The sequence below is a fragment of the Shinella sp. HZN7 genome (assembly GCF_001652565.1).
Taxonomy (GTDB): Bacteria; Pseudomonadota; Alphaproteobacteria; order Rhizobiales; family Rhizobiaceae; genus Shinella; species Shinella granuli.
Map to the genome: position 1 here is coordinate 3,593,811 of NZ_CP015736.1, position 21,268 is coordinate 3,615,078.

Consider the following 21,268-nt stretch of genomic DNA (forward strand, 5'->3'; position numbering starts at 1 on the left):
GCCGCCTCCTAGATGACTGCCTTGCGCGCGAAATGGGATACCACCTCGCCGAGCGCGATCAGCGCGAGGACCGCAAGGACCACAAGCGTCACGCCGCCATAGTTGAACATCGCCATCTGGCGGAAGAAGACGAGGCCGAGGCCACCGGCGCCGACCAGGCCCATGATCGCGGAGCGGCGGATGTTGATGTCCCACTCGAAGATGATAGTGCCGATGATGACCGGCAGGATCTGCGGCACGATGCCGTAATACATGACCTGGAACTGGTTGCCGCCGACGGCCCTGATCGCCTCGACGGGCTTCGGATCGATGTTCTCGATCGCTTCCGCGGTGATCTTCGAGATGAAACCGATGGAGCGCATCGCGACGGCCAGAATGCCGGGCAAGGCGCCGAGACCGACGGCGCCGACGAACAGCAGCGCCCAGATGATCTCGTGGATCGAGCGGGACAGCACCATCAGGAAGCGGCCCAGCGGATAGAGGATGAAGCGGCTTGGCGTGACATTCGCCGCACCGAACCAGGCGACGGGCAAGGACAGGATGCAGCCGAGAATGGTGCCGAGCGTCGCCATCATCAGCGTTTCGAGCGCCGGCACGAGAAGCTTCGGCGCGAGCGACCAGTCGACCCAGAAGAAGCGTTCGAGCGTGCCGCCAATGCCGAGCGCACCGCCCATGCGCGCCCAGTCGGTGTCGAACAGGATCGTATCGCGGACGCACCAGGCCAGCACGGCGGCGCCTGCCGCCACGATCAGCCAGTTCTTGATGCGGCGGCTGCGCTTGTGGGCGAGCCAGGCGTCGAAGCCGTGCTCAGAAACAGAGGTTGCCGCCAGGCTCATCACAGCACCTCCATGGCGTAGATCTCGTCGAGGTCCTGCTTGCGCATCCCCTTCGACGGCCCGTCGAACTTCTTGTAGCCGTCCTGCATGCCGATGATGCGGTTGCAGCTTTCGAGCGCCAACTGGACATCGTGGATGTTGCACAGGACCGGAACCTTGAACTCCATCGCAAGCTCCCGGATCAACCGCATCACGTCGCGCGATATCTTCGGGTCGAGCGCCGAGGTCGGCTCGTCGAGCAGCAGGATTTCCGGCTTCTGCATCAATGCGCGGGCGATGCCGACGCGCTGGCGCTGGCCACCGGAAAGCGCATCCGCGCGCTTGTCTACGTGATCCTGCAGGCCGACGCGTTCGAGCAGGTGCAGCGCCCTGTCGATATCCTCGCGCGGGAAGGCCTTGAAGAAGCTGCGGAAGGCGCCGGTATAGCCGAGGCGGCCCGAGAGCACATTGTCCATGACCGACATGCGGTTCACCAGGTTGAATTCCTGGAAGATCATGCCGATGCGCCGGCGCAGATGCCGCAACTCGCTTCCCCGCAACGGCCGCACCGACTGGCCAAACAGGACGATATCGCCCTCCGTCGGCTCGACGAGCCGGTTGATACAGCGGATCAGCGTCGACTTGCCCGCGCCGCTCGGTCCGATGACGGCGCAGAAATCCTCGCCGTCGACGGCGAAATCGATGCCCTTGAGGATCTGCGGGCCGCTGGCCGCATAGCTGACCTTGAGGTTGCGCACTTGCAGGATCGACATGGACGCCACCGTGTCAGCCGTGGAGCCGCGCGTCGCGCGGCTCTCGGCGATGTTCTTTTCGTGTCTCACTGGCTTGCCGCCTTTTCCGCTGCGACGAGCTTGCGGATGATATCGTAGTCGCTGTCGTTCATGGCGACGAACTTCGTCGAGGCGATGCCGTCGAAGAACGGCTTTGCCGCCGGATCCTCGTGCAGCGTCAGGAACGCCTCGCGAATGGAGGCCTTCAGCGGCTCGCAGAGATCGCCCCGGTAGACCATCGGATCCTGCGGAATGATGTCGGACTGCCAGAGCACCCGGAAATCCTCCTTGGCCGCGAGGCCGCGGTCGATGACGTTGTCGAGCCGGTGCGTCGCGACGAAGGCATCATCGACACGGCCCTCCTTGACGGCGAGCGCCGACTGGTCATGACCGCCGGTATAGACGACCTTGGAGAAATACTTCTCCAGCTCCGGCCCGGTGCCGATCGTCTCGCCGAACACCATGCGCGGCAGGAGGTTGCCGGAGGTGCTGGCCGGATCGGCAAGGCCGACGACCGAGCCCTTGAGGGATTCGATGCTGTCGAACTTCGAATCCGCCTTGACGACGAGCACCGCGCGATAGCCCGGGCCCTCCTCCTGGAAATGTCCCTTGGTCTTGGTATAGGTGGCGAAGACTTCGAGGTTCGGGTCCTTCTCCTTGGCAAGCACATAGGAGTTCGGCCCGTGAACGCCGATCTGGACCCAGCCGTTGACCATGCCTTCGATGACCGAGGCATAGGAGGTCGGCATGAAGAACTCGACGGACTTGCCGGTCTTCTCCTTCAGCTTGTCCAGCAGGGGCTTGTAAATGTCGAGCTCCTGCGTCGTCTCCTCCGTCGGGATGATGGAGAAGACCAGCGTGTCGGGGTTCTTGCACTCCTCCGCAAGGGCCCCGGAAGCCGTGTAGGCGATCATCGCTCCCAGCGTTGCCAGGCCGGCCACGGTACGTTTCAAAGTAGTCATTCATTCCTCCCAAAATAAATGCAATCGATCGGCCGGAGCCTTCCGCTCGCGGCAATTAGAAATCGGTCATGCCACTGCCATCTGCCTGCTTCCCCCGTCACCGGCGATCGCCAGAAGCACGTCCCGCTTGCCGATGAAATTCTGTCCGCGCTCCCCGTCGAAGGCGAGTGTGATCAGGTCGCGCCACTCGGCGTCATCCATGCCGTAGTGGCGATGGTCCGTCGCAACGCCAAGTCCGTTCAGGAAGGCCTCCAGCTGGTTGGCGGCCTTGTGTGCATCCGCCCCGAAGATCGCCTGCAGGCCCTCCGCGCAGATGCCGCCCTCCCCGGCGACGCTGCGGATGATCATCGGGAGCGAGAAGGAGCAGGCGATGCCGTGCGGCACCCCATGGCGCAACGTGATCGGGTAGGACAGCGAATGGGCGATCGCCGTCTTGGTGTTGGAAAAGGCGAAGCCGGCGAGCGTTGCGGCCCGCGCCATGCGTGCGCGCAGCTCGACATTCGCAAGGTCGCCGGCGAGCTGCGGCAGGGTGGAGAGCACGCCGCGGGCCGCGGCAATGGCATGCGCCATCGATACGGGATTGGCGCTGCGGTTCCAAAGGCTTTCGAGCGAGTGCGACAGGGCATCGAGCCCGGTCTGGATCGTCAGGTCGCGGGGTTTTCCGGCCATGAGCTCGGGATCGACGATCGAATATTCCGGATAGAGGCCGGGGTGGGCGAGCGAGTATTTCACGCCGCCGGCATTGTCCCAGACCGTGCCCCAGCAGGTGACTTCGCTGCCCGTGCCTGCCGTCGTCGGCACGGCGATCAGCGGCCAGGGGGAGAGCGTCTCAGCACCCGCACGCTTCTTCAGGTAGGCGTCCATGGCGGCGAAATCGCCGCGGGCGGCGGCAAAAACCTTCGCCGAGTCGATGACGGAGCCGCCGCCGAGGGCCACGATGACTTCCGGCTGCCGGGCAAGCCCGGCGAAGCGGGCGGTCTGCACTTCCAGAAGCGCGATGTCCGGGTTCGGAGCGATGTCGTCCACCACGAGCAGGGGCGCACCGGCCGCCTGTTCGAGACGTGCGGCAAGCCCTCGGAAGAAGGCATCGCCGTAGGTGACCAGGGCATAGGGGCGGCCAGCGATGGCATCGGCAAGACGGTTGAAGCTGCCGGAGCCAAAACGGACATCAACGGGGTTTCGATAGGACCACACGGACGACTTCCTGTTCTGCAAATTGATTGGCAGACACACTGTGACAAAGCCACCATCCATTGACTAATACAAATCTTTGCGGATTATCATAGATTATGGCTATAGTATTCACGCATCTCCGCTCCTTCCACGCCGTGGCTGAAAACCGCGGCTTCACCGCGGCCGCAGACGCCCTCAACATCAGCCAACCGACTGTTACCACACAGGTAAAGGAGTTGGAGGAGCGTTACGGCGTCGAGCTGATCGTGCGCCGCGGACGGCGCATCGAACTCTCCGAGACGGGGGCGGCGCTCTTCGACGTGACGAAACGCATCATGACGCTGCATGAGGAGGCAGAGGAGCTTCTGTTGAGCAGCGGCAAGCTCGAAACCGGGATGTTGCGCCTTGCCGCCGTGGGGCCGTTCCATGCGACGGAGATGGTCGCGCGGTTTCTTGCAAAATATCCCTCGATCAAGGTCAGCATGCTGCTCGGCAACTCCGACCAGACCCTGCAGAGGGTTCTCGATCTGGAATCCGACGTCGCCATCCTGGCGCATGCCGTGGACGATCCGCGGATCGCATCCGTGCCGTTCAGCACCCACGACGTCGTCGTCTTCGTCAATGTCGAGCATCCCTGGTACGGGCGCGACGAGGTCTCCATCACGGAACTCGCCGGCCAACCGCTGATCCTGCGGGAAGTGGGATCGACGACGCGACGCGCTTTGGAGCAGGCGGCCCTGAAAGCGAATGTCCCGGTCAGGCCCTTCCTCGAAATCGGCAGCCGCGAAGGCGTCTGGAAGGCGGTCGAGCGGGGGCTCGGCATCGGCGTCGTCGCCGATTTCGAATTCGTGGCGCATCCGCGCCTCGGCACGATCCGCTTTTCCGATGCCGTGGTGCAGACCGAATATCGCCTCTCCTGCCTCTTGGAACGGCGCCATTCGCCGAAGATCGAGGCCTTCATGAAGTCGGTTCTCACCCCGTAAGCCGCGACCACCTCGCAGCGGATAGTCATAGCCTGGATCTATCGACGCAATACATAATTGCAATTTTTCAAATGGATGACTTTGCGTCAGAAAAAGCGGGAGACAATGCAAGGCCGGCGGGACGCCGACCGCTCATCACAAGGAAGGACCGCCCGCCATGAACCAGATGTCGCCCGTCACCGTCACCGCCAATGGCCGCGCCTATCCCTGGCCCAAGGTGCCGGCCATCGCCATCTGCCTCGACGGCTGCGAGCCGGCCTATCTCGACGAGGCCATCAAGGCCGGCCTGATGCCGACCCTGGAGCGCATGCACAAGACCGGCACCGTGCGCACCGCCCACAGCGTCATTCCAAGCTTCACCAATCCCAACAACCTCTCGATCGCCACCGGCCGTCCGCCAGCCGTGCACGGCATCTGCGGCAATTACCTCTATAACCCGGCAACAGGCGAGGAGGTGATGATGAACGATCCGAAGTTCCTGCGTGCACCCACCATCTTCAAGGCCTTCTACGACGCCGGCGCCAAGGTGGCGGTGGTGACGGCGAAGGACAAGCTGCGCGCGCTGCTCGGCCATGGCCTTGCCTATGACGAAGGCCGTGCGATCTGCTTCTCCTCGGAAAAGGCCGACACGACCACGAAAGCGGCAAACGGGCTCGACAATGCGTCCGAGTGGCTTGGCCGCCCCGTACCGGAGGTCTATTCGGCCGAACTCTCCGAATTCGTCTTCGCCGCCGGTGTCAAGCTCCTCAAGGAGTTCCGCCCGGATGTCATGTACCTGACCACCACCGACTACGTGCAGCACAAATATGCGCCGGGCGTGAAGCAGGCGAACGACTTCTACGAGATGTTCGACAAGTACCTGACCGAGCTCGACGCGCTCGGCGCGGCGATCGTGGTGACGGCCGACCACGGCATGAAGCCGAAGCACAAGGCGGACGGGTCGCCGGATGTCGTCTACGTCCAGGACCTGTTCGACGAATGGCTCGGCAAGGATGTCGCCCGTGTCATCCTGCCGATCACCGATCCCTATGTCGTGCATCACGGCGCACTCGGTTCCTTCGCCACCGCCTACCTGCCGGAGGGCGCAGACCGGGAAGCCATCATGAAGCGGCTGCGGGCGGTCAACGGCATCTACCTCGTCCTCGGCCGCGAGGAGGCCTGCCGCACCTTCGAACTGCCGGAGGACCGCATGGGCGATATCGTCATGCTTTCCTCGGAGAACAAGACGATCGGCACCAGCGAGCACCGGCATGACCTGGCCGCCCTCAACGAACCGCTTCGCTCCCATGGCGGCCTGACGGAGCAGGCCGTGCCCTTCATCACCAACCGGGTGCTGCCCGACCAGCCCTACGCGCCCGCGCTGCGCAACTTCGACGCCTTCTATTATGCCGTCACGGCTGCGGCGCAGGCCGACCGGAAAGCCTGATGTTACCCGCCCTTTTCGCGAACAGGAGCAAGCCGTGACCCGCCCCGAGACAGCCATAAAGGTCCCTCACGAACCGATGCGCATCGCCGGCAAGCATGTCGATGCAGAAGGCGCCGTCGAGGTGCGCTATCCCTATACCGACACGGTGATCGGCACCGTGCCGGCGGGCGGCGCCGAGCATGCCCGCAAGGCCTTCGAGATCGCGGCCAGCTACAAGCCGACGCTGACGCGCTACGAGCGGCAGCGCATCCTGCTGCGCACGGCGGAACTGCTGAACGCCCGGAAGGAGGAGATATCAGATCTCGTCACGCTGGAACTCGGCATTTCCAAGCAGGACTCGCTTTACGAAGTGGGCCGCGCCTTCGATGTCTTCACGCTCTCGGGGCAGATGTGCATCCATGACGACGGCGAGATCTTCTCCTGCGACCTCACGCCCCATGGCAAGGCGCGCAAGATCTTCACCACACGCGAGCCATTGAAGGCGATTTCGGCGATCACACCCTTCAACCACCCGCTCAACATGGTCTCGCACAAGATCGCGCCGGCGATCGCCACCAACAATTGCGTGGTGGTCAAGCCGACGGAACTGACGCCGATCACCGCTCTCGTGCTCGCCGACATCCTCTACGAAGCGGGCCTGCCCCCGGAAATGCTCTCCGTCGTCACCGGCTGGCCGGGCGATATCGGCGACGAGATGATCACCAATCCCAATATCGACCTCATCACCTTCACCGGCGGGGTTCCGGTCGGCAAGCTGATCGCCTCGAAGGCGGGCTACAGGCGCCAGGTTCTGGAACTCGGCGGCAACGATCCGCTGATCATCCTCAACGACCTCTCGGACGACGATCTCGCCCGGGCGGCGGACCTCGCCGTGGCCGGTGCGACGAAGAATTCAGGCCAGCGCTGCACAGCCGTCAAGCGCATCCTGTGCCAGGAGCGCATCGCCGACCGCTTCGTGCCGATGGTGCTGGAGCGGGCGAAGAAGCTGAAGTTCGGCGATCCCATGGACCGCACGACCCAGCTCGGCACCGTGGTGCACGAACGGGCGGCGGCCCTCTTCGAGACGCGGGTGCACATGGCCGCCGAAGCGGGCGCCGAGATCCTCTATCACCCGGGCCGGCAAGGTGCGCTGCTGCCGCCGATCGTCGTCGACCGCGTCCCCCATTCCAGCGAGCTCGTCATGGAGGAGACCTTCGGGCCTATCGTTCCGATCATCCGGGCACCTGACGACGACGATGCCCTGATCGCGCTCTCGAACTCCACGGCCTTCGGCCTTTCCTCCGGCGTCTGCACCAATGACTTCCGCCGCATGCAGAAATACATAGCAGGCCTCGAAGTCGGCACGGTGAACATATGGGAAGTGCCGGGCTATCGTATCGAGATGTCCCCCTTCGGCGGCATCAAGGATTCCGGCAACGGCTACAAGGAAGGCGTCATCGAGGCGATGAAGTCCTATACGAACGTCAAGACGTTCTCCTTGCCCTGGTGACAGGAGGACATCCACGTTGCCGGGCTGAACGTCGCCATTCAGCCCGGCTGGAAGCGCCGCTAGCGGGACAGGATTGCCTGAGCTGCCGAAACCAGCTCCTGCCCTGCTTCCGCAGCGGAAATCTGGCCGAAGGCCAGGCGGTCTGCGACCGTTCGATAGACCCGATCCTCCAGTTCCGATGCCCCGACCGGCACCTGCGCCGGGAAATCGCCCACGAAATCAGCGATGGATTCGACATAATCGAAGGACCGCTTCTGGACATCGTCCAATGTCGGCGCCACGGCGGTACGGACATCGAGGTTGATCGGCACCCCGCGCTCGACACCGAGAATCTTGCCGGCTTCGACATCGTTGATGAAGAAGTCGAGAAACTTCGCGGCGAGTTCAGGGTCCGGCGCATTTCGGGCAATGCCGAAATGAAGCCCCGCGCGATAGAACAAGCCCGACCGCCCGCCGACCTCGGACACCGGCAGATTGGTTATTCCGACCGGGTTCTTCTGCAGCGCCTGATAGGCGACGAGCATGTTCGAGAAAGCAATGGCCATGACGGCATGCCCCCGGCTCATCGGATTGGAATCGATCTGGTTCTTGTCGAGCGCCTGCACTTCCGCCGATACGCATCCACCATTGGCGGCGAGGCTCTCCCAATAGCCGTACCAGTCCGTGGCATCCTTCACATCGAAGCCGATCTGGCCATCCTCGCCATAAAGGCGCTTGCCGCGCTGCACCAGGAACGCTTCGAGCGCATAACTGTAGCGCGCCGCATTGCCGACAGCCCAGACGCCTTTCTTGCCGAGCGCCTTGGTCATCTCGATGCAGAGGCGGGCAAAGTCATCCCAGGTCGTGCCGCGCCCGGGCGGCGTCAGGCCCGTTTTTTCGAACGCCTCGGTGTCGTAGAGCAGGGCGAAGGCGTTGTTTGAAAGCGGCAGTCCGGCCACCTTGCCCGCCACCGTTCCGAGCTTCATCGTACCCGGCAACAGCCGGTCCGTCCGTATGGTGCGGCCGAGATAGTCGTCGAGCGGGACCATCGTCCCCCGCCCGGCATAGTCGGCAAACCGCCCCGGCTCCAACTGGAAGATGTCGGGCGCATTGCCACCGGCCAGCATGGTCGTGAGCTTCGACCAATAGTCGTTTCCGCCGACCTCGCCCAGGATGCGCACGCCGGGATTGGCGCCCTCGAACAGCCTGGCGACGGCAAGCGTCCGCTCGGCGCGCCCGGGCGAGCCGAACCAGAACAGCCGCATGTCGCGCTCGTTCGCCCAGGCGGCACGCGCGGGAAGATGCGAAACGGCGGCGGCCGCGCCGAAAGCAAGGGTTTTCTGAAGGAAGGTGCGTCGGTTCAGCATGGATTGTTCTCTCGATGAAAGGGATCGGCTTGCGAACCTCCACACGGGAGGCACGCGGCGGAAGACACGCAATGGAGGCGGCGGGCTCGCAGAATGGTGTTGGCTTGGCAGACCAATTCTTGTCCGGTCTATGCCGATTGGACTGCGACCCTGCGGCCGCCAGCGTCAAAAACATGGCACTGCGCCAGGTCGGCGGTGAGGCGCAACTCCTCCCCGGCCCGTACCGATTTCTGGCCATTGAGCGTCGCGACGATCGGCTGCCGGTCCTTGAGCGATCCGTAGACGATAGTCTGGCCGCCGAGCTGTTCGACATGCGTCGCGATCATCGCCCCGAGCGGCGTGCCCCGGTCCGATCCGACGTCGAGATGTTCCGGCCGCACGCCGAGGCACAGCCCTTCCGGCCGCGCATCGATGCCGCGAACGGCCAGCTTCGTCCCTGCAAGATCGAGCGTCACGGCCTCGCCAGCGCGTCCGTCGACGCTAACATTGAGGAAGTTCATCTTCGGCGAGCCGATGAAGCCCGCGACAAACCGGTTGGCAGGCGTGTTGTAGATTTCCAGCGGCGTTCCCGCCTGCTCGATCCGGCCACCGTTCAGCACCACGATCCGGTCCGCCAGCGTCATCGCCTCGACCTGATCGTGGGTGACGTAGATCATCGTCGCGCCGATATCGGCATGGAGCTTGGCGATCTCGACGCGGGTCTGCACCCGAAGCTCCGCATCGAGGTTCGACAACGGCTCGTCGAAAAGAAAGACCTGCGGATCGCGCACGATGGCGCGGCCGATGGCGACGCGCTGGCGCTGGCCGCCCGAAAGCTGCTTGGGCTTGCGATCCAGAAGCTTGGTGATCTGCAGGATTTCGGCCGCCTTGCGCACGCGCTGGTCGATCTCGGCCTTGGGCATTCTGGCCGTTTCCAGCCCGAAGGACATGTTCTTGTAGACGCTCATATGCGGATAGAGCGCATAGGACTGGAACACCATGGCGATCCCGCGCTGTGCGGCCGATACCTCGTTCATGCGCGCGCCGGCGATGCGCAATTCGCCGCCGGTGATCGGCTCCAGACCCGCGATCATGCGCAGGAGCGTGGACTTGCCGCAGCCCGAGGGGCCGACGAACACGACGAACTCGCCGGGTTCGATGGCAAGGTCCACACCATGGATGATGTCGATGGCGCCGTAGCTTTTCTTGATGCCGGTGAGAGCCAGGGAGGTCATGTCATGCTCGCTTTCTGAATAACGGGCGATCAACGCTTCATGCCGGTCGTCGCGATACCCTCGATGAGAAGGCGCTGGAACACGACGAAGAGAATGAAGATCGGCAGGATGGTCAGGGTGGACATCGCCAACAGGGCGCCCCAGTCGGACTGGGCGGTGGCATCGACGAAGGTGCGCAGCCCGAGCTGGGCGGTGTATTTCTCGATGTCGTTCAGATAGATCAGCGGTGCGAAGAAATCGTCCCAGGTCCAGATGAAGGAGAAGACGGCGGCCGTGGCCAGGACCGGCGTGGACAGCGGAAGGATGATCTTGAAGAAGATGCGCAGCGGCCCCGCGCCGTCCATCACCGCCGCCTCGTCGAGATCGCGCGGGATGCCGCGAAAGAACTGGATCATCAGGAAGATGAAGAAGGCATCGATCGCGAGAAATTTCGGCACGACCAGCGGCAGGATCGTGTTCACCCAGCCGAAGTTCAGGAACATCAGATATTGCGGGATCAGCACCGCATGCTGGGGCAGCATCATGGTGCCCAGCATCAGGGCGAACCAGAAGCTCCGGCCCTTGAACTGCAGGCGCGTGAAGGCATAGGCCGCCATCGAGCAGGAGACGAGATTGCCCGCGACGGCCAGAAGCGCAATGACGGTCGAGTTCAGGAACATCCAGCCGAAGCTGACGCTCAGCCCGTTCCAGCCGCGCCGATAGGCATCGGTGGTGAAGGTTTCCGGGATCAGCGAGGTGGTGGAAAAGATCTCGTTTTCCGGCTTGAACGAGCTGGAGACCATCCACAGCAACGGATAGAGCATCACGAAGCTGACGGCGAGAACGGCCGCATAGGCGAAGGCGCGCAGCAAGGGCGAAGATCCGGTGGCGTCCACGGTGGTCTCAGTCATCGTAGTGCACCCAGTATTTTGCGGAGAGGAAGGAAAAGGCCGTGAACGCCGCGATGATCGCGACCAGCACCCAGGCGAGAGCAGACGCATAGCCGAAGCGGAAGTTGGTGAACGCTTCCTGGTAGAGGTAGAGCGTGTAGAACAGCGTCGAATCGATCGGCCCGCCCGTGCCGTCGCTGATGACGAAGGCCGGGGTAAAGGCCTTGAAGGCGTCGATCGTCAGGATCACGGCATTGAAGAAGATGACCGGCGTCAGGAGCGGCAGCGTGATCTTGAAGAACTGGCGGCTACGGCCGGCGCCGTCGATGCTGGCAGCTTCATACATATCCTGCGGGATCTGCCGCAGCCCGGCAAGGAAGATGATCATGGAGGAACCGAACTGCCAGACGGCAAGCGCGATCAGCGTGTAGATCGAGGTCGAGGGATTGGCAATCCAGCTCGGCCCCTCGTAGCTGAAGAGCGCCATCAGGACCTGGTTGAGAATGCCGTCGCCGGCAAAGACCTGCCGCCACAACACGGCAATGGCAACCGAGCCGCCGATCAGGGAGGGCAGATAGAAGATTGCGCGAAACCAGTTCAGCCCACGCAGTCCTCTGTTCAGCAGGACCGCGACCGCCAGCGCGAAGACGAGCTTCAGCGGAACCGAGAGCAGCACATAGGTGAAGGTGACGTTCATGGCGGCGCGGAAGCGCGGATCACTTGTGGCGATCTGCATATAGTTATCGGCACCGACCCAGCGCGGCGCGGACATGAGGCCGTAGTCGGTCAGCGACAGGTAAAGAGACGAGGCCGCCGGGCCGAGCGTGAGGACGAAGAAACCGAGCAACCAGGGCGACAGAAAACCGTAGCCTGCCAAGTGCTGGCGCAAATGTGTCCAGCGATGCACCCGCCGATGCGGTACGTCGTCGACAAGCATCGTTCACCTCCTCCTCTCTCACCGGAACCCTCTCTGCCCGGGAGTGACTTGAGCATGCCGACAAGAAATTTCTTCGTCAATCGAAATTTTCGTAGTTGACGAAATTTTCTTTTCGAAGGAAAGTTCTCTCAGCCTGAGGAGAGAATTCCATGAATGTCGAAGCCAGAAGTTACTTCGCGGCCACCGAGCCTGCCGCCGCAACCCGCAATCATGCGCGCCATCAGGCCGCGATCGAGCGGTGCGTGGAAAAGTTGCGCGCGACGATGCCGGTGATCGGCCTGCGCAATCCCAAGATCGGAACGGCCGACAACCAATGGGTCTATTGCGGTCCTTTCGACTGGGTGGTGGGCTTCCATGCCGGGCAGTTGTGGCTTGCCCTGCAACTGACGGGAGACCCCGCCTTCCTGCACGCGGCCCAGGCACGCCGGCCGGTGTTCCGGTCGATCCTCGCCCACCGGCAGGCGCAGGACCATGACCTCGGCTTCCAGTTTTCGCTCGCCTGCGTCTCGGACTGGCTGATGACCGGCGCGCGCGAACCGCGGGACATGGCCCTGGAGGCGGCGCGGCTGCTGCTGGAGCGCTTTCGCCCCGAAGGCAGGTATCTTCAGGCCTGGAACGCGATCGCCCCGCATGGCCAGGTCGATCCCCATCATGCCAGCGGCCGCATCATCGCCGATACGCTGCAGAACCTCGCGCTGCTCTACTGGGCGCATGGCGAAACGGGGCGGGCCGATTTCCGCGTGGCAGCCGATGGCCATGCCCAGACGGCTCTCGCCCATCTCGTACGGCCCGACGATACCAGCTTCCACACCTTCCTGTTCGACCCCGTGACCGGCGCGCCTCTGCATGGCGCAACACACCAGGGATATGCCGACGATTCCTGCTGGTCGCGCGGCCAGGCCTGGCTGATCCACGGCTATGCGCAAAGCGCCCGCGTCACCGGAAATCCCGTCTATCTCGATGCCGCACGCCGCCTTGCGGCAAAGGCCGAGGCCCTGATGGGCGAAGACAGCGTGCCGGCATGGGACTATATGGCACCAGGCGGCGCCAGCGCCTATCGCGACAGCTCCGCCGGGGCCATCATGGCGGCCGGCGCCTATATGCTCGCCGAGCAACTCCCGATGGAGGTGGCCCGCTGGCGGGATTTCGGCGACCGGCTGCTCGGCGGCCTGCTCGATACATGCGACCTGACGGCCGATCCCAAGGCGCTCGGCCTGCTCGCCCATGGCGCGGCCCATGTCGGCTCGCAGTTTGCCGACAACATGCTCCCCTATGGCGACTATTATTTCATGGAGGCTTTGATGCGTTCGCTGGGACACACGCAATTCTTCTGGTGAGAATGCTCCCGCCAAGGGATACAAAGATCGAGCCAAACGTGCCGGGGAAGAGAATGTCTGATACGCCTACAACCACATTGCGCGACATCGCCGAGGCCGCCGGGGTCTCGGTCGCCGCCGCGTCCAAGGTGCTGAACAACCGCGGCGGGGTCAGCGACGAGAGCCGCCAGCGCGTGCTCGCCGCCGCCGACCAGCTCGGTTACCAGGGGCGAACCGCAAAGGCGATGCAGCGCGCCGGTGTGGCCACGGCGACGATGATCATTCCCGCCGCCTACTATTCGGACTCACAGTTCTACGAAGACATCATCAAGGGCGTACTGGACGCATGCGCGGCCAATGCGCTGGCGGTGGAGGTCAGGTTGATCGCGACGGCGAGCGAAGGCGGCTATGCCGAGATCGAGGAAATTCTCGCGGCCGAGGATCGCGGCGCCCTCATCCCCATCGGCCTCGACGATGCCGGGATGATCCGCCGCATCGCGGCGGCAAACGTTCCCGCCGTGCTGATCAACGTCATGGACCGGTCGATGCGGCTCGACAGCGTGCTTCCCGACAACTGGTCGGCCGGATGGCTGGCCACGCAGCATCTTCTGGCCGCCGGCCACCGTAACATCATGCACGTCACCCTTCCGCACCGGTTGACGATGCAGCGCCGCATGGACGGCTTCTCCGTCGCGATCGACGAGGCCGGCCTCGCCTTCGATCCGGCCCGCCACATTCTCGACCTCGGCGAGATGGGATATGCGGAAACACAGGCTCGCGCGGCCATCGTTTCCGCTTTCGAAGCCGGGCGGCTGGAGAACGTCACCGCCCTTTTCTGCAGCTCGGACATGGTCGCGTTCGGGGTTATGCAGGGCCTGCAGTCGCTGGGTTTTGTCATTCCCGAGCACTTCTCGGTTATCGGCCTCGACGATGTCGCCATGTCGGGCAATAGCCGCCCGCCGCTCACGACGATGCGGATCGAGCGGACCGAGCTTGGCCGCACCGGCGTGGAACTGCTGCTCGACCGCATCGCCAATCCGACCCGAAGCGCTGTCCGGTTGAACCTCGGCGTCGATCTTGTCGAGCGCGCCACCGTCGGCCGACCGCGAGGCTGACGGAAGGGCCGGACGACGCCCCACCCGAACCGTACCTTTCCAGATCAAAACCGATAAGTCAGTCCAAGCACCGGACCGGAGAGCCGGGTATCGAAGACATGCCCGTCCTTCTCATAGTCGACATCAAGCACCTTGTACCCGGCCGAAACGGACAGGCTGTCGGTGAACGTGTAGTTCACCGTCGCCAACACCGACCACGTAATGTCGGATCCAACGCCAAAACCGCCGACATCCGCCTGCGCCTGAACGGAAAGCTTGTCCGTCAGGCTGAAAAAGAGCCGCGCGCCGACAACCGGGTCCACCCAGCTGAAACTTTCTTCGTGGCTGCCGGAGATCGTGCCGGCAAGAGGATGGGTTGCCGTGACCGACACGTCGTTCGAAATGTACCAGAACCGCGCGCCGCCGAGCGCATCGAGGGTGAACTCCGGTGTATCCACAACGCGATAGCCGCCTTGCAGGGTCGCCATGAATTCAGTCGTATCGACATCCGCATCGACGCTCGCCCCGGGCGGGATCACGCCGAGGCCGGGGATCTGAAACGCCGGCAGCGGGCCGGTTGCATGGCTGTCCGTCGTGTTGACATACATGATGTCGCCGGAGAGCACGAAGCGGTCGTAACGCCCCCAGACATTGAGGAAGCCACCGAAATTGAGGTCGTCCATCACATCGGAGAACGACTTCTCGACGTGCAGCGTCGGTGCACGGCGGAAGGGCGAGATGTCCCCGTCAAGACCCGTCGCCCACATATAGGGCGTGACCTGCAGCGCCCAATCCGAATGCCTGCTCGCGGCGGCCGGGTCGGTAATACCTTCAACGGCATTCTCGTCGGCACGGGTCGCGTGAGCGGTGCACAGCGTCACGATGACCGCAGCAAAATATCTCTTCAAGGAAGCCCCCTCCCTTTCACGCCGGCAGCGTATTCTTGTGAATGCGGCCATCCTTCATCACCAGCATCAGCGTCCGCTCCGGATCGGCGATCAGTGAAATGTCCTCGAGCGGATCGCCGTCGAAAACCAGCAGATCGGCATAGGCGTCCGCTTCGATGTGACCAAGCTTTGCCGGATAGGGATTGCGCGGCCCCGAGAGCCCCATCAGCCCGGCATTGCCGCCGGTCAGCATGCGCAGCACCTCGGCATTGTCATACCATCGGGCAAACTTCGCAAGCTGGCGGCCCTGGGTCGCAGTCCCCGTCGGGCTGAACAGAATGTCCGTGCCCAGCGCCATCTTGACCCTGTGCGTTCTCCCCAGCTCGATGGCGCGCACCGTTCCCCCGGCAATCTGCTCCTGCTGGGCACGTTGCTCCGGCGACGGTTTCGCATTGGCATCCTCGTCGGCAAGGAAGGGCTGGATGCTCCACCAGGCATCCGCGTCCGCAAGGCGCTTGACCGTCTCCTCGTCGATCAGTTGGCCGTGCTCGATCGATTTCACGCCACAATCGAGCGCCCGGCGAACGGCCGCGGATGTATAGGCATGGATGCAGACATAGGTCCCCCAGTCTGCCGCCGCAGATACGGCCGCCTTCATCTCGGCTTCCGTATACTGGAGCGAATCGATCGGATCGAAGGACGACGAAACGCCGCCGCCGCCCATGATCTTGATCTGGCTGGCACCGAGCATGAGTTGCTCGCGCACACGGCGCAAGACCTCGGCTTCGCCATCCGCGATGGCGGAGATACCCGCCTGCTCGGCGACGCTGAGGTCGGTTTGCGCCGCGCGCGGCAACTCCGTGCGCATGCGGAAATCACCATGCCCGGACGTCTGCGAGATCATGGCGCCGGAGGGGTAGATGCGGGGGCCGGCAATGCGTCCTTCATCGATAGCCCTCTTGAGGGCGAAGGACGGGCCGCCGACATCGCGGACCGTCGTGAAGCCGCGAAGCACGGTCCGTTCCGCCTCCTGCGCGGCGACAAGATGCACATAGGGGATATCGGCGGTCATGGCCGCGACTTGCGAAATGCCGGCAAGGATCGAATGCCAATGGGCATCGATCATGCCGGGCATCAGCGTGCGCCCGCCGCAGTCGATCACCTCGGCATCGGAAACGGTATCGGCAGCGGGAACCAGCGCCTTGATGCGGCTGCCTTCGACAAGCACGCCCTGGCCGCGGATCAGCGGGCTACCGGTTCCGTCGAATATGCTGGCATTGCGAAGCAGGAGCGGTTTTGCGGAAACCTGTGCGAAAGCCGGGCTTGCCGCGCCCAGAGCCGGTGCGGCGAGGCTGGCCGCGATGCCCTTCAGCACGGAACGGCGCGAAAGGCCGGCATCGATGCGGGCGAAGAGCTTTTGGGCCTGCGGGTTGTGACACGGGCAATCGAGACCGTGGACGAGATGGCGGTATTTATCTCCGAAACGAAGCGCCAAGATATGCCCTCTTGTCTCTGTGACGTGCGATCCGTCAACCGCTTGCCAACCAGTTAAGCCGATTTGCCGTCCGCCAACAAGTCGATTTTCCATTGCACGTTGCACCCGCGTCCGAAGACTCGGAGACGATACGATGCCCCGAGGGCGTCACCCCGAGGCTTGGGAAACGGGAATCCACTTCATGGATGGAATATCTCGTCCGGGATTTGGCCGAACCTTCACAATTCGCAAAGGCCGTCTGCAATCGGGAGAGATTGGATTGAGCGCTTTCCGATTGCGCTATCCCCGGCGAAAGCGCTTGTTCAAAGCGTGTCGGCTGGGCGGTCGTTCGGCCATCCCCGTCGCCCGCGCCGGCAGATAGCTTACCCTTCGGCTTCGTGATTGACGACGAAGTCCTTGGGCAGTTCCGGGCCCCAGAGATAGAGGGAGTCCTCCGGCGGGTAGTCGCCCGCCTCCCAGTCACAGGTCGCCGGGATGTAGTCGATGTCGGCGGAATATTCCGCGTAGCTGCCCCAGGGATCGCGGACATAGTGGAAGTAGTTCGAGCCCAGCACGTGCCGGCCCAGGCCCCAGCCCTTCTGGAATCCCTTCTCCGCCATCTGCATGGCGCCCTTGCCGATCTCGTTGATCGAGCCGACATCCCAGCTGCAATGGTGCAGGCCCGGCGCGTCGGATTTGGCAAAGGCGATCAGGTGGTGGTCCGAGCCGTGGATGCCGTGCATGAAGCAGATGCCGTCGCCGGAGCGGTCGGACAGGCGCAGGCCGAGGACCCGGCTGTAGAAATCGATGGCCTTCGACACATCCGCGGTGAAGATCAGCACATGCGCAAGGCGGGTGGGGTGTACCTTCGGCGCCTTGGAGCGCTGCGGCGAACCTGCAACACCCGGCGGGCAGGAGGCCATGTCGAACGGCATCTTCTCGTCCGGCGAGGTCTTTTCCGCGACCTTGATCTCGATGAGCACGCCGTTGTGGTCGTAGAACCAGACGCCGTTGGAATCGAAGCCGCGCGGCGCGTCCAGCAGGCGCACCCCTTCGGCCTCGATCCGCCGCTTCATCGGCTCGAAGTCTTCCTCGAAGAGGCCGAAGGACAGGAAGTTGAGCTTCTTTCGGCCGCCTTCGCCGATGCTGACCCAGCGATGATCGGACCCGAAAGTGTAAAGCCCGAGGCCGTTACCCTCCTCGCGCACGTCGAGGCCGAAGGCCTTGTAGAAGTCCTCGGCGACGCGCAGGTCCGGAACGACCATGTTGAAGGTGTCCATCGAATGCACCCCGAGCTCGCCGGGGCGCTTGACGATCTGGACCTTGCCGGTAATCGCAGTCATGTCTGGCTCCTCCTCCCAAATACCTTGGCCAAATACCTTGGCCGCTCAAGCGACCAGGGCGGCCTTCGCTGTCGCCCGGTCGCGCACCGGATTGGACAGGATGCCGATCTTCTCGATCTCGACCTCGACGGTGTCACCGTCGCGCATCCAGAGCGGCGGCTTGCGGGCAAGGCCGACGCCCGAAGGCGTTCCGGTGACGATCACGTCGCCCGGCTTCAGCGTCATGAAGCCGGACAGGATCGAGACGAGCCGGGCGACCGAGAAGACCATGTCGGAGATCGACGCCTCCTGCACCACCGCGCCGTTGAGGCGGGTCTGGAGGCGCAGGCCCTCGCAGCCCGGCGGCAGTTCGTCGGCCGTCACGAAGACCGGACCGAAGGCGCCCGTATCGTCGAAGTTCTTGCCCGGCGTCCATTGCGGTGCCTTGAACTGGTAGTCGCGGATCGAAGCGTCGTTGAAGATCGAATAGCCGCTGACATGGGCCAGGGCGTCCGCCTCGGCGATGTCCCGGCCGGCCTTGCCGATGACCGCGACCAGTTCGCCCTCATAGTCGAGCTGCTCGGAGAAGGACGGGCGCAGGATCGGCGCGCCATGGGCGATGAGGCTCGAATTGAAACGGCCGAAGATCGTCGGATAGTCGGGCTGCTTGAAGCCGCTTTCGGCGGAATGGTCGACATAGTTGAGGCCGACGCAGACGATCTTCTCCGGATGGGACAGCGGCGGAAGCAGCGTCACGGCATCGATATCCACGGCAGGCGCCGAAGAAAGGGCGTTGCCCGCCTTTGCCAGCGCCTCGCCGCCCGTTTCGATCAGGGTCTGAAGCGTACCGGGAAAGGCCGGATCGGCCTCCGTCAGTCCATGCCAGGCATCGCCCACGGCGACGGCGAGGCCCTGCTTTCCATTCTGCCGATAGGACGCGAAGCGCATGGGAAATCTCCTTGGTTGGCTTTCCTGTATCCTGACTCACATGCGTACATTCGTCAACATAAAATATATTATTTCTTATTTCATACTTTTTATGAGGAAGCCGGCATGCTCGCTCTGGCGCTGATGCCGAAAATATATTATTTGATGGATTATCTGAGTTTCAGGCTTAATAGGAAATGAGAGATCATGGCGCGACCCGAAAGCGGCAGCCTCACGGCGGAAGCCTATGCGCAGATCCGGGCCGAAATCCTCGCCTGCCGTCTTGCGCCGGGACAGAAGCTCGTGATCGCAGATCTTTGCGAGGAATTTCAGTTCAGCCTCGGGGCCGTGCGCGAAGCCCTTGCACGCCTCAGCTCGGAAGGCCTGGTCGTCTCCGAGCCGCGCAAGGGGTTTCGCGTGGCGCCTATCACCGAGGCTGAACTGCGCGACATCACCCGCGTGCGGGCGACGATCGAAAGCCTCTGCCTGGAGAATGCGATCCAGAATGGCGACCTGCGCTGGGAAACAAGCATCGTGGCGACGCAATTCGAGCTGTCCAAGTTGAGCCTGCAGGACCCCGCCGACCCCGCAAGGGTCAGCGAGGCATGGGCGGAAGCGCACCAGCGCTTCCACGAAGCGCTCGTCGCGGCCTGCGACAGCCCCTGGCTCCTTCGGCTGCGGGAACTTCTGTTCATCCAGTCCGAACGATACCGGCGCGTGTCCGTGCCGCTCAACCGGGCCAAGCGCGACCTCGTGTCGGAACATCGCGACATCGCCGATGCCGCCGTGGGCCGCGACGTGGAGAAAGCGACGGCCGCCATTCGCGCCCACCTTGAGAAGACGACCCGCATTCTCATCGAATCCGATGTCGTGAAGGCGCACGAAGGCTGAGCGAACGGCGGGCTGCCGCCCGCCGTCCGCGCCTGGTCAGGCTAAAGGGCCGCGAAGGCCTTCTGCACGGCGATTTCCGGGGCCGATTTGTTCTCACAGATGGAGAGATCGAACGTCCCGCCGCTTCCAGCCAGCCACTGACCGCCGACGAGCGGGGTCTGGCAGGCGTTCTTCACCGGCCCGTTGGCCCAGGAAATCGGGCCGACGATGGACTTGTAGTCCGTCCTGGTGATCGCATCGAGGACCGCGCCCTTGTCCTTCGGATTGCCGGAGCGCTTCAGCACGTCGATGGCCACTTCCAGCAGCGCGTGCTTGTAGCCGGTCGGCTGGATCCATTGCTGCCCGCTCTCCGCCTCGTAGCCCCTGGCGAGATCGGCCGAGCTGATGCCCGTCAGGCCGGACGTGTAGGGATGGTTCGGCGACCACCAGACTTCGGACGACACCCCGTTGCCATTGCCGCCGAGGGTTTCGACCGCGGAGGGGAAGAGCAGCGCCTTGGCGACGGTGACGGCCTTCGGGCGAAAGCCCTGCTGTGCGGCCTGCGTCCAAAAGGTCGTGAAGTCCGGCGGCAGGAAGACGCCCGAGACGATATCCACCCCGGCGGCCTTCAGCTTTGCGATCTGGGCGGAAAAATCGTCGCTCAGCGGCTGGTGGAAGCCCGCGTCGACGACCTCGTAGCCGTTCTTCGCAAAGAGCGGCGGCAGGCCGGTCGTGGCGCTGGAAAGCGGAACCCCGTCGCTGTCGTTGGACCAGAGCACGCCCACCTTTTTGTTCGTCGAAAGCTGGTCCCAGAGCGAGGTGTAGCAGTCGACCAACTGGCCGGCGCCCCAGAAGAAATGATAGGTCCAGTCGAAACCGGTCGACGGATCGCCGCCGCGTCCGAAGAAGTGGCCGTCCCAGGGCGTATCCGTCGAAATGCAGGGCATCTCGTTCAGTTCGCACTGGTCGGCCACCGGGTTGGTCGTGTCGGCGGTGGACGAGGCGAGCATCAGGTCCACCTCGTCCTCCAGCATCAGCTGGTTGGCGACTTCGGCCGCCCGGTTGGGGTTGGACTGGGTGTCCTTGACGATGATCTCGACGGGATAGGTGGTCCCGTCGATCTCGATGCCGGCGCCGATCGCCGCGCGCACCTGCTTCAGCACATAGTCGTCCGAAGCGCCGAAGGCCGCGACGGGGCCGGTCCGCGGCGAGACGAAGCCGATGCGGATCGTCTGCGACTGCGCATGGGAGCGGCGGCTGAGAAGGCCCGGCAGGGCCAGCGCGCCGCCGGCCAGGACGCCGGTGCGAAGAATGGTGCGTCTCGTATATCCTCGATTGTTCATTGGGTCTCCTCCCCTGTCGATTGCGTGGCC

19 protein-coding genes are annotated in these 21,268 nt (G+C 63.6%); 6 read left to right on the forward strand and 13 right to left on the reverse strand.

Annotated elements, in window-relative coordinates; all coding sequences use genetic code 11:
• Window positions 1–8 precede the first annotated feature (8 nt).
• The 4 genes from phnE to psrA form a co-directional block, all read right to left on the reverse strand.
• Entirely contained in the window at window positions 9–836 is an 828-nt protein-coding gene (gene phnE / locus shn_RS17290; RefSeq protein ID WP_064331519.1) for a phosphonate ABC transporter, permease protein PhnE, read from the reverse strand.
• Entirely contained in the window at window positions 836–1,657 is an 822-nt protein-coding gene (gene phnC / locus shn_RS17295) for a phosphonate ABC transporter ATP-binding protein (protein WP_245337315.1), read from the reverse strand. Before phnC ends, phnE begins: the two co-directional genes overlap by 1 nt.
• On the reverse strand, window positions 1,654–2,568 hold the full coding sequence (locus tag shn_RS17300) for a phosphate/phosphite/phosphonate ABC transporter substrate-binding protein (protein WP_064331520.1): 915 nt from the start codon (window positions 2,566–2,568) through the stop codon (window positions 1,654–1,656). The genes phnC and shn_RS17300 overlap by 4 nt, the downstream gene beginning before the upstream one ends.
• A 66-nt stretch (window positions 2,569–2,634) precedes the next feature.
• Entirely contained in the window at window positions 2,635–3,762 is a 1,128-nt protein-coding gene (gene psrA, locus shn_RS17305) for an iron-containing alcohol dehydrogenase PsrA (protein WP_245337316.1), read from the reverse strand.
• Window positions 3,763–3,857: 95 nt separating this feature from the next.
• Between psrA and shn_RS17310 the strand changes: the two genes are divergently transcribed.
• The 3 genes from shn_RS17310 (at window position 3,858) to phnY (ending at window position 7,639) form a co-directional block, all read left to right on the forward strand.
• Window positions 3,858–4,724 (forward strand): LysR substrate-binding domain-containing protein, encoded by an 867-nt coding sequence (locus shn_RS17310; RefSeq protein WP_064331522.1) that lies wholly within the window; start codon window positions 3,858–3,860, stop codon window positions 4,722–4,724.
• Window positions 4,725–4,881: 157 nt separating this feature from the next.
• Window positions 4,882–6,150, forward strand: a complete 1,269-nt coding sequence (phnA, locus tag shn_RS17315; RefSeq protein ID WP_064331523.1) for a phosphonoacetate hydrolase — start codon at window positions 4,882–4,884, stop codon at window positions 6,148–6,150.
• 76 nt (window positions 6,151–6,226) lie between these two features.
• Complete coding sequence (gene phnY / locus shn_RS17320; protein ID WP_371328608.1) at window positions 6,227–7,639, forward strand: phosphonoacetaldehyde dehydrogenase; 1,413 nt, start codon at window positions 6,227–6,229, stop codon at window positions 7,637–7,639.
• 59 nt (window positions 7,640–7,698) lie between these two features.
• Here phnY and shn_RS17325 read toward each other — a convergent pair whose 3' ends face one another.
• The 4 genes from shn_RS17325 to shn_RS17340 all read right to left on the reverse strand — a co-directional run bounded on the left by shn_RS17325 (window position 7,699) and on the right by shn_RS17340 (window position 12,005).
• Window positions 7,699–8,985, reverse strand: a complete 1,287-nt coding sequence (locus tag shn_RS17325; RefSeq protein WP_064331525.1) for an ABC transporter substrate-binding protein — start codon at window positions 8,983–8,985, stop codon at window positions 7,699–7,701.
• Window positions 8,986–9,113: 128 nt separating this feature from the next.
• A complete protein-coding gene (locus tag shn_RS17330) occupies window positions 9,114–10,199 on the reverse strand; it encodes an ABC transporter ATP-binding protein (protein WP_064332669.1) in 1,086 nt (361 codons plus the stop codon).
• 29 nt (window positions 10,200–10,228) lie between these two features.
• Window positions 10,229–11,089 carry a carbohydrate ABC transporter permease gene (locus shn_RS17335; RefSeq protein ID WP_064331526.1) on the reverse strand — a complete coding sequence of 287 codons (861 nt, stop codon included), beginning with the start codon at window positions 11,087–11,089 and terminating at the stop codon, window positions 10,229–10,231.
• Entirely contained in the window at window positions 11,082–12,005 is a 924-nt protein-coding gene (locus shn_RS17340) for a carbohydrate ABC transporter permease (protein WP_084438114.1), read from the reverse strand. The genes shn_RS17335 and shn_RS17340 overlap by 8 nt, the downstream gene beginning before the upstream one ends.
• 149 nt (window positions 12,006–12,154) lie before the next feature.
• Between shn_RS17340 and shn_RS17345 the strand changes: the two genes are divergently transcribed.
• The gene (locus tag shn_RS17345) at window positions 12,155–13,342 is read left to right on the forward strand and encodes a glycoside hydrolase family 88 protein (protein ID WP_084438117.1); all 1,188 of its coding nucleotides are present in this window, start codon (window positions 12,155–12,157) and stop codon (window positions 13,340–13,342) included.
• Window positions 13,343–13,395: 53 nt separating this feature from the next.
• Entirely contained in the window at window positions 13,396–14,436 is a 1,041-nt protein-coding gene (locus shn_RS17350) for a LacI family DNA-binding transcriptional regulator (RefSeq protein WP_168168926.1), read from the forward strand.
• 44 nt (window positions 14,437–14,480) lie between these two features.
• Here shn_RS17350 and shn_RS17355 read toward each other — a convergent pair whose 3' ends face one another.
• From shn_RS17355 to shn_RS17370, 4 genes are all read right to left on the reverse strand, one after another.
• Window positions 14,481–15,242 carry a hypothetical protein gene (locus shn_RS17355; protein WP_064332672.1) on the reverse strand — a complete coding sequence of 254 codons (762 nt, stop codon included), beginning with the start codon at window positions 15,240–15,242 and terminating at the stop codon, window positions 14,481–14,483.
• A gap of 97 nt (window positions 15,243–15,339) precedes the next feature.
• Window positions 15,340–16,797: an amidohydrolase family protein gene (locus shn_RS17360; RefSeq protein ID WP_206362182.1), complete on the reverse strand. Its 1,458-nt coding sequence runs from the start codon at window positions 16,795–16,797 to the stop codon at window positions 15,340–15,342.
• Between the two features lie 362 nt (window positions 16,798–17,159).
• Window positions 17,160–18,119: a VOC family protein gene (locus shn_RS17365; protein ID WP_064331528.1), complete on the reverse strand. Its 960-nt coding sequence runs from the start codon at window positions 18,117–18,119 to the stop codon at window positions 17,160–17,162.
• Window positions 18,120–18,164: 45 nt separating this feature from the next.
• Window positions 18,165–19,046 carry a fumarylacetoacetate hydrolase family protein gene (locus shn_RS17370; RefSeq protein WP_064331529.1) on the reverse strand — a complete coding sequence of 294 codons (882 nt, stop codon included), beginning with the start codon at window positions 19,044–19,046 and terminating at the stop codon, window positions 18,165–18,167.
• Window positions 19,047–19,232: 186 nt separating this feature from the next.
• On the opposite strand from shn_RS17370, the gene shn_RS17375 reads away from it, so the two are divergent.
• A complete protein-coding gene (locus shn_RS17375; RefSeq protein WP_064331530.1) occupies window positions 19,233–19,916 on the forward strand; it encodes a GntR family transcriptional regulator in 684 nt (227 codons plus the stop codon).
• A gap of 41 nt (window positions 19,917–19,957) precedes the next feature.
• On the opposite strand, the gene shn_RS17380 is transcribed toward shn_RS17375, so the two are convergent.
• Entirely contained in the window at window positions 19,958–21,238 is a 1,281-nt protein-coding gene (locus shn_RS17380; RefSeq protein ID WP_064331531.1) for an ABC transporter substrate-binding protein, read from the reverse strand.
• Window positions 21,239–21,268 lie beyond the last annotated feature (30 nt).

Excerpts from the sequence above, each read along its gene's own strand:
- phnE (WP_064331519.1), bottom strand. The coding sequence starts at position 836 with ATGAGCCTGGCGGCAACCTCTGTTTCTGAGCACGGCTTCGACGCCTGG.
- shn_RS17300 (WP_064331520.1), bottom strand. The coding sequence starts at position 2,568 with ATGACTACTTTGAAACGTACCGTGGCCGGCCTGGCAACGCTGGGAGCG.
- shn_RS17310 (WP_064331522.1), top strand. The coding sequence starts at position 3,858 with ATGGCTATAGTATTCACGCATCTCCGCTCCTTCCACGCCGTGGCTGAA.
- phnA (WP_064331523.1), top strand. The coding sequence starts at position 4,882 with ATGAACCAGATGTCGCCCGTCACCGTCACCGCCAATGGCCGCGCCTAT.
- phnY (WP_371328608.1), top strand. The coding sequence starts at position 6,227 with ATGCGCATCGCCGGCAAGCATGTCGATGCAGAAGGCGCCGTCGAGGTG.
- shn_RS17325 (WP_064331525.1), bottom strand. The coding sequence starts at position 8,985 with ATGCTGAACCGACGCACCTTCCTTCAGAAAACCCTTGCTTTCGGCGCG.
- shn_RS17330 (WP_064332669.1), bottom strand. The coding sequence starts at position 10,199 with ATGACCTCCCTGGCTCTCACCGGCATCAAGAAAAGCTACGGCGCCATC.
- shn_RS17335 (WP_064331526.1), bottom strand. The coding sequence starts at position 11,089 with ATGACTGAGACCACCGTGGACGCCACCGGATCTTCGCCCTTGCTGCGC.
- shn_RS17340 (WP_084438114.1), bottom strand. The coding sequence starts at position 12,005 with ATGCTTGTCGACGACGTACCGCATCGGCGGGTGCATCGCTGGACACAT.
- shn_RS17345 (WP_084438117.1), top strand. The coding sequence starts at position 12,155 with ATGAATGTCGAAGCCAGAAGTTACTTCGCGGCCACCGAGCCTGCCGCC.
- shn_RS17350 (WP_168168926.1), top strand. The coding sequence starts at position 13,396 with ATGTCTGATACGCCTACAACCACATTGCGCGACATCGCCGAGGCCGCC.
- shn_RS17365 (WP_064331528.1), bottom strand. The coding sequence starts at position 18,119 with ATGACTGCGATTACCGGCAAGGTCCAGATCGTCAAGCGCCCCGGCGAG.
- shn_RS17370 (WP_064331529.1), bottom strand. The coding sequence starts at position 19,046 with ATGCGCTTCGCGTCCTATCGGCAGAATGGAAAGCAGGGCCTCGCCGTC.
- shn_RS17375 (WP_064331530.1), top strand. The coding sequence starts at position 19,233 with ATGGCGCGACCCGAAAGCGGCAGCCTCACGGCGGAAGCCTATGCGCAG.
- shn_RS17380 (WP_064331531.1), bottom strand. The coding sequence starts at position 21,238 with ATGAACAATCGAGGATATACGAGACGCACCATTCTTCGCACCGGCGTC.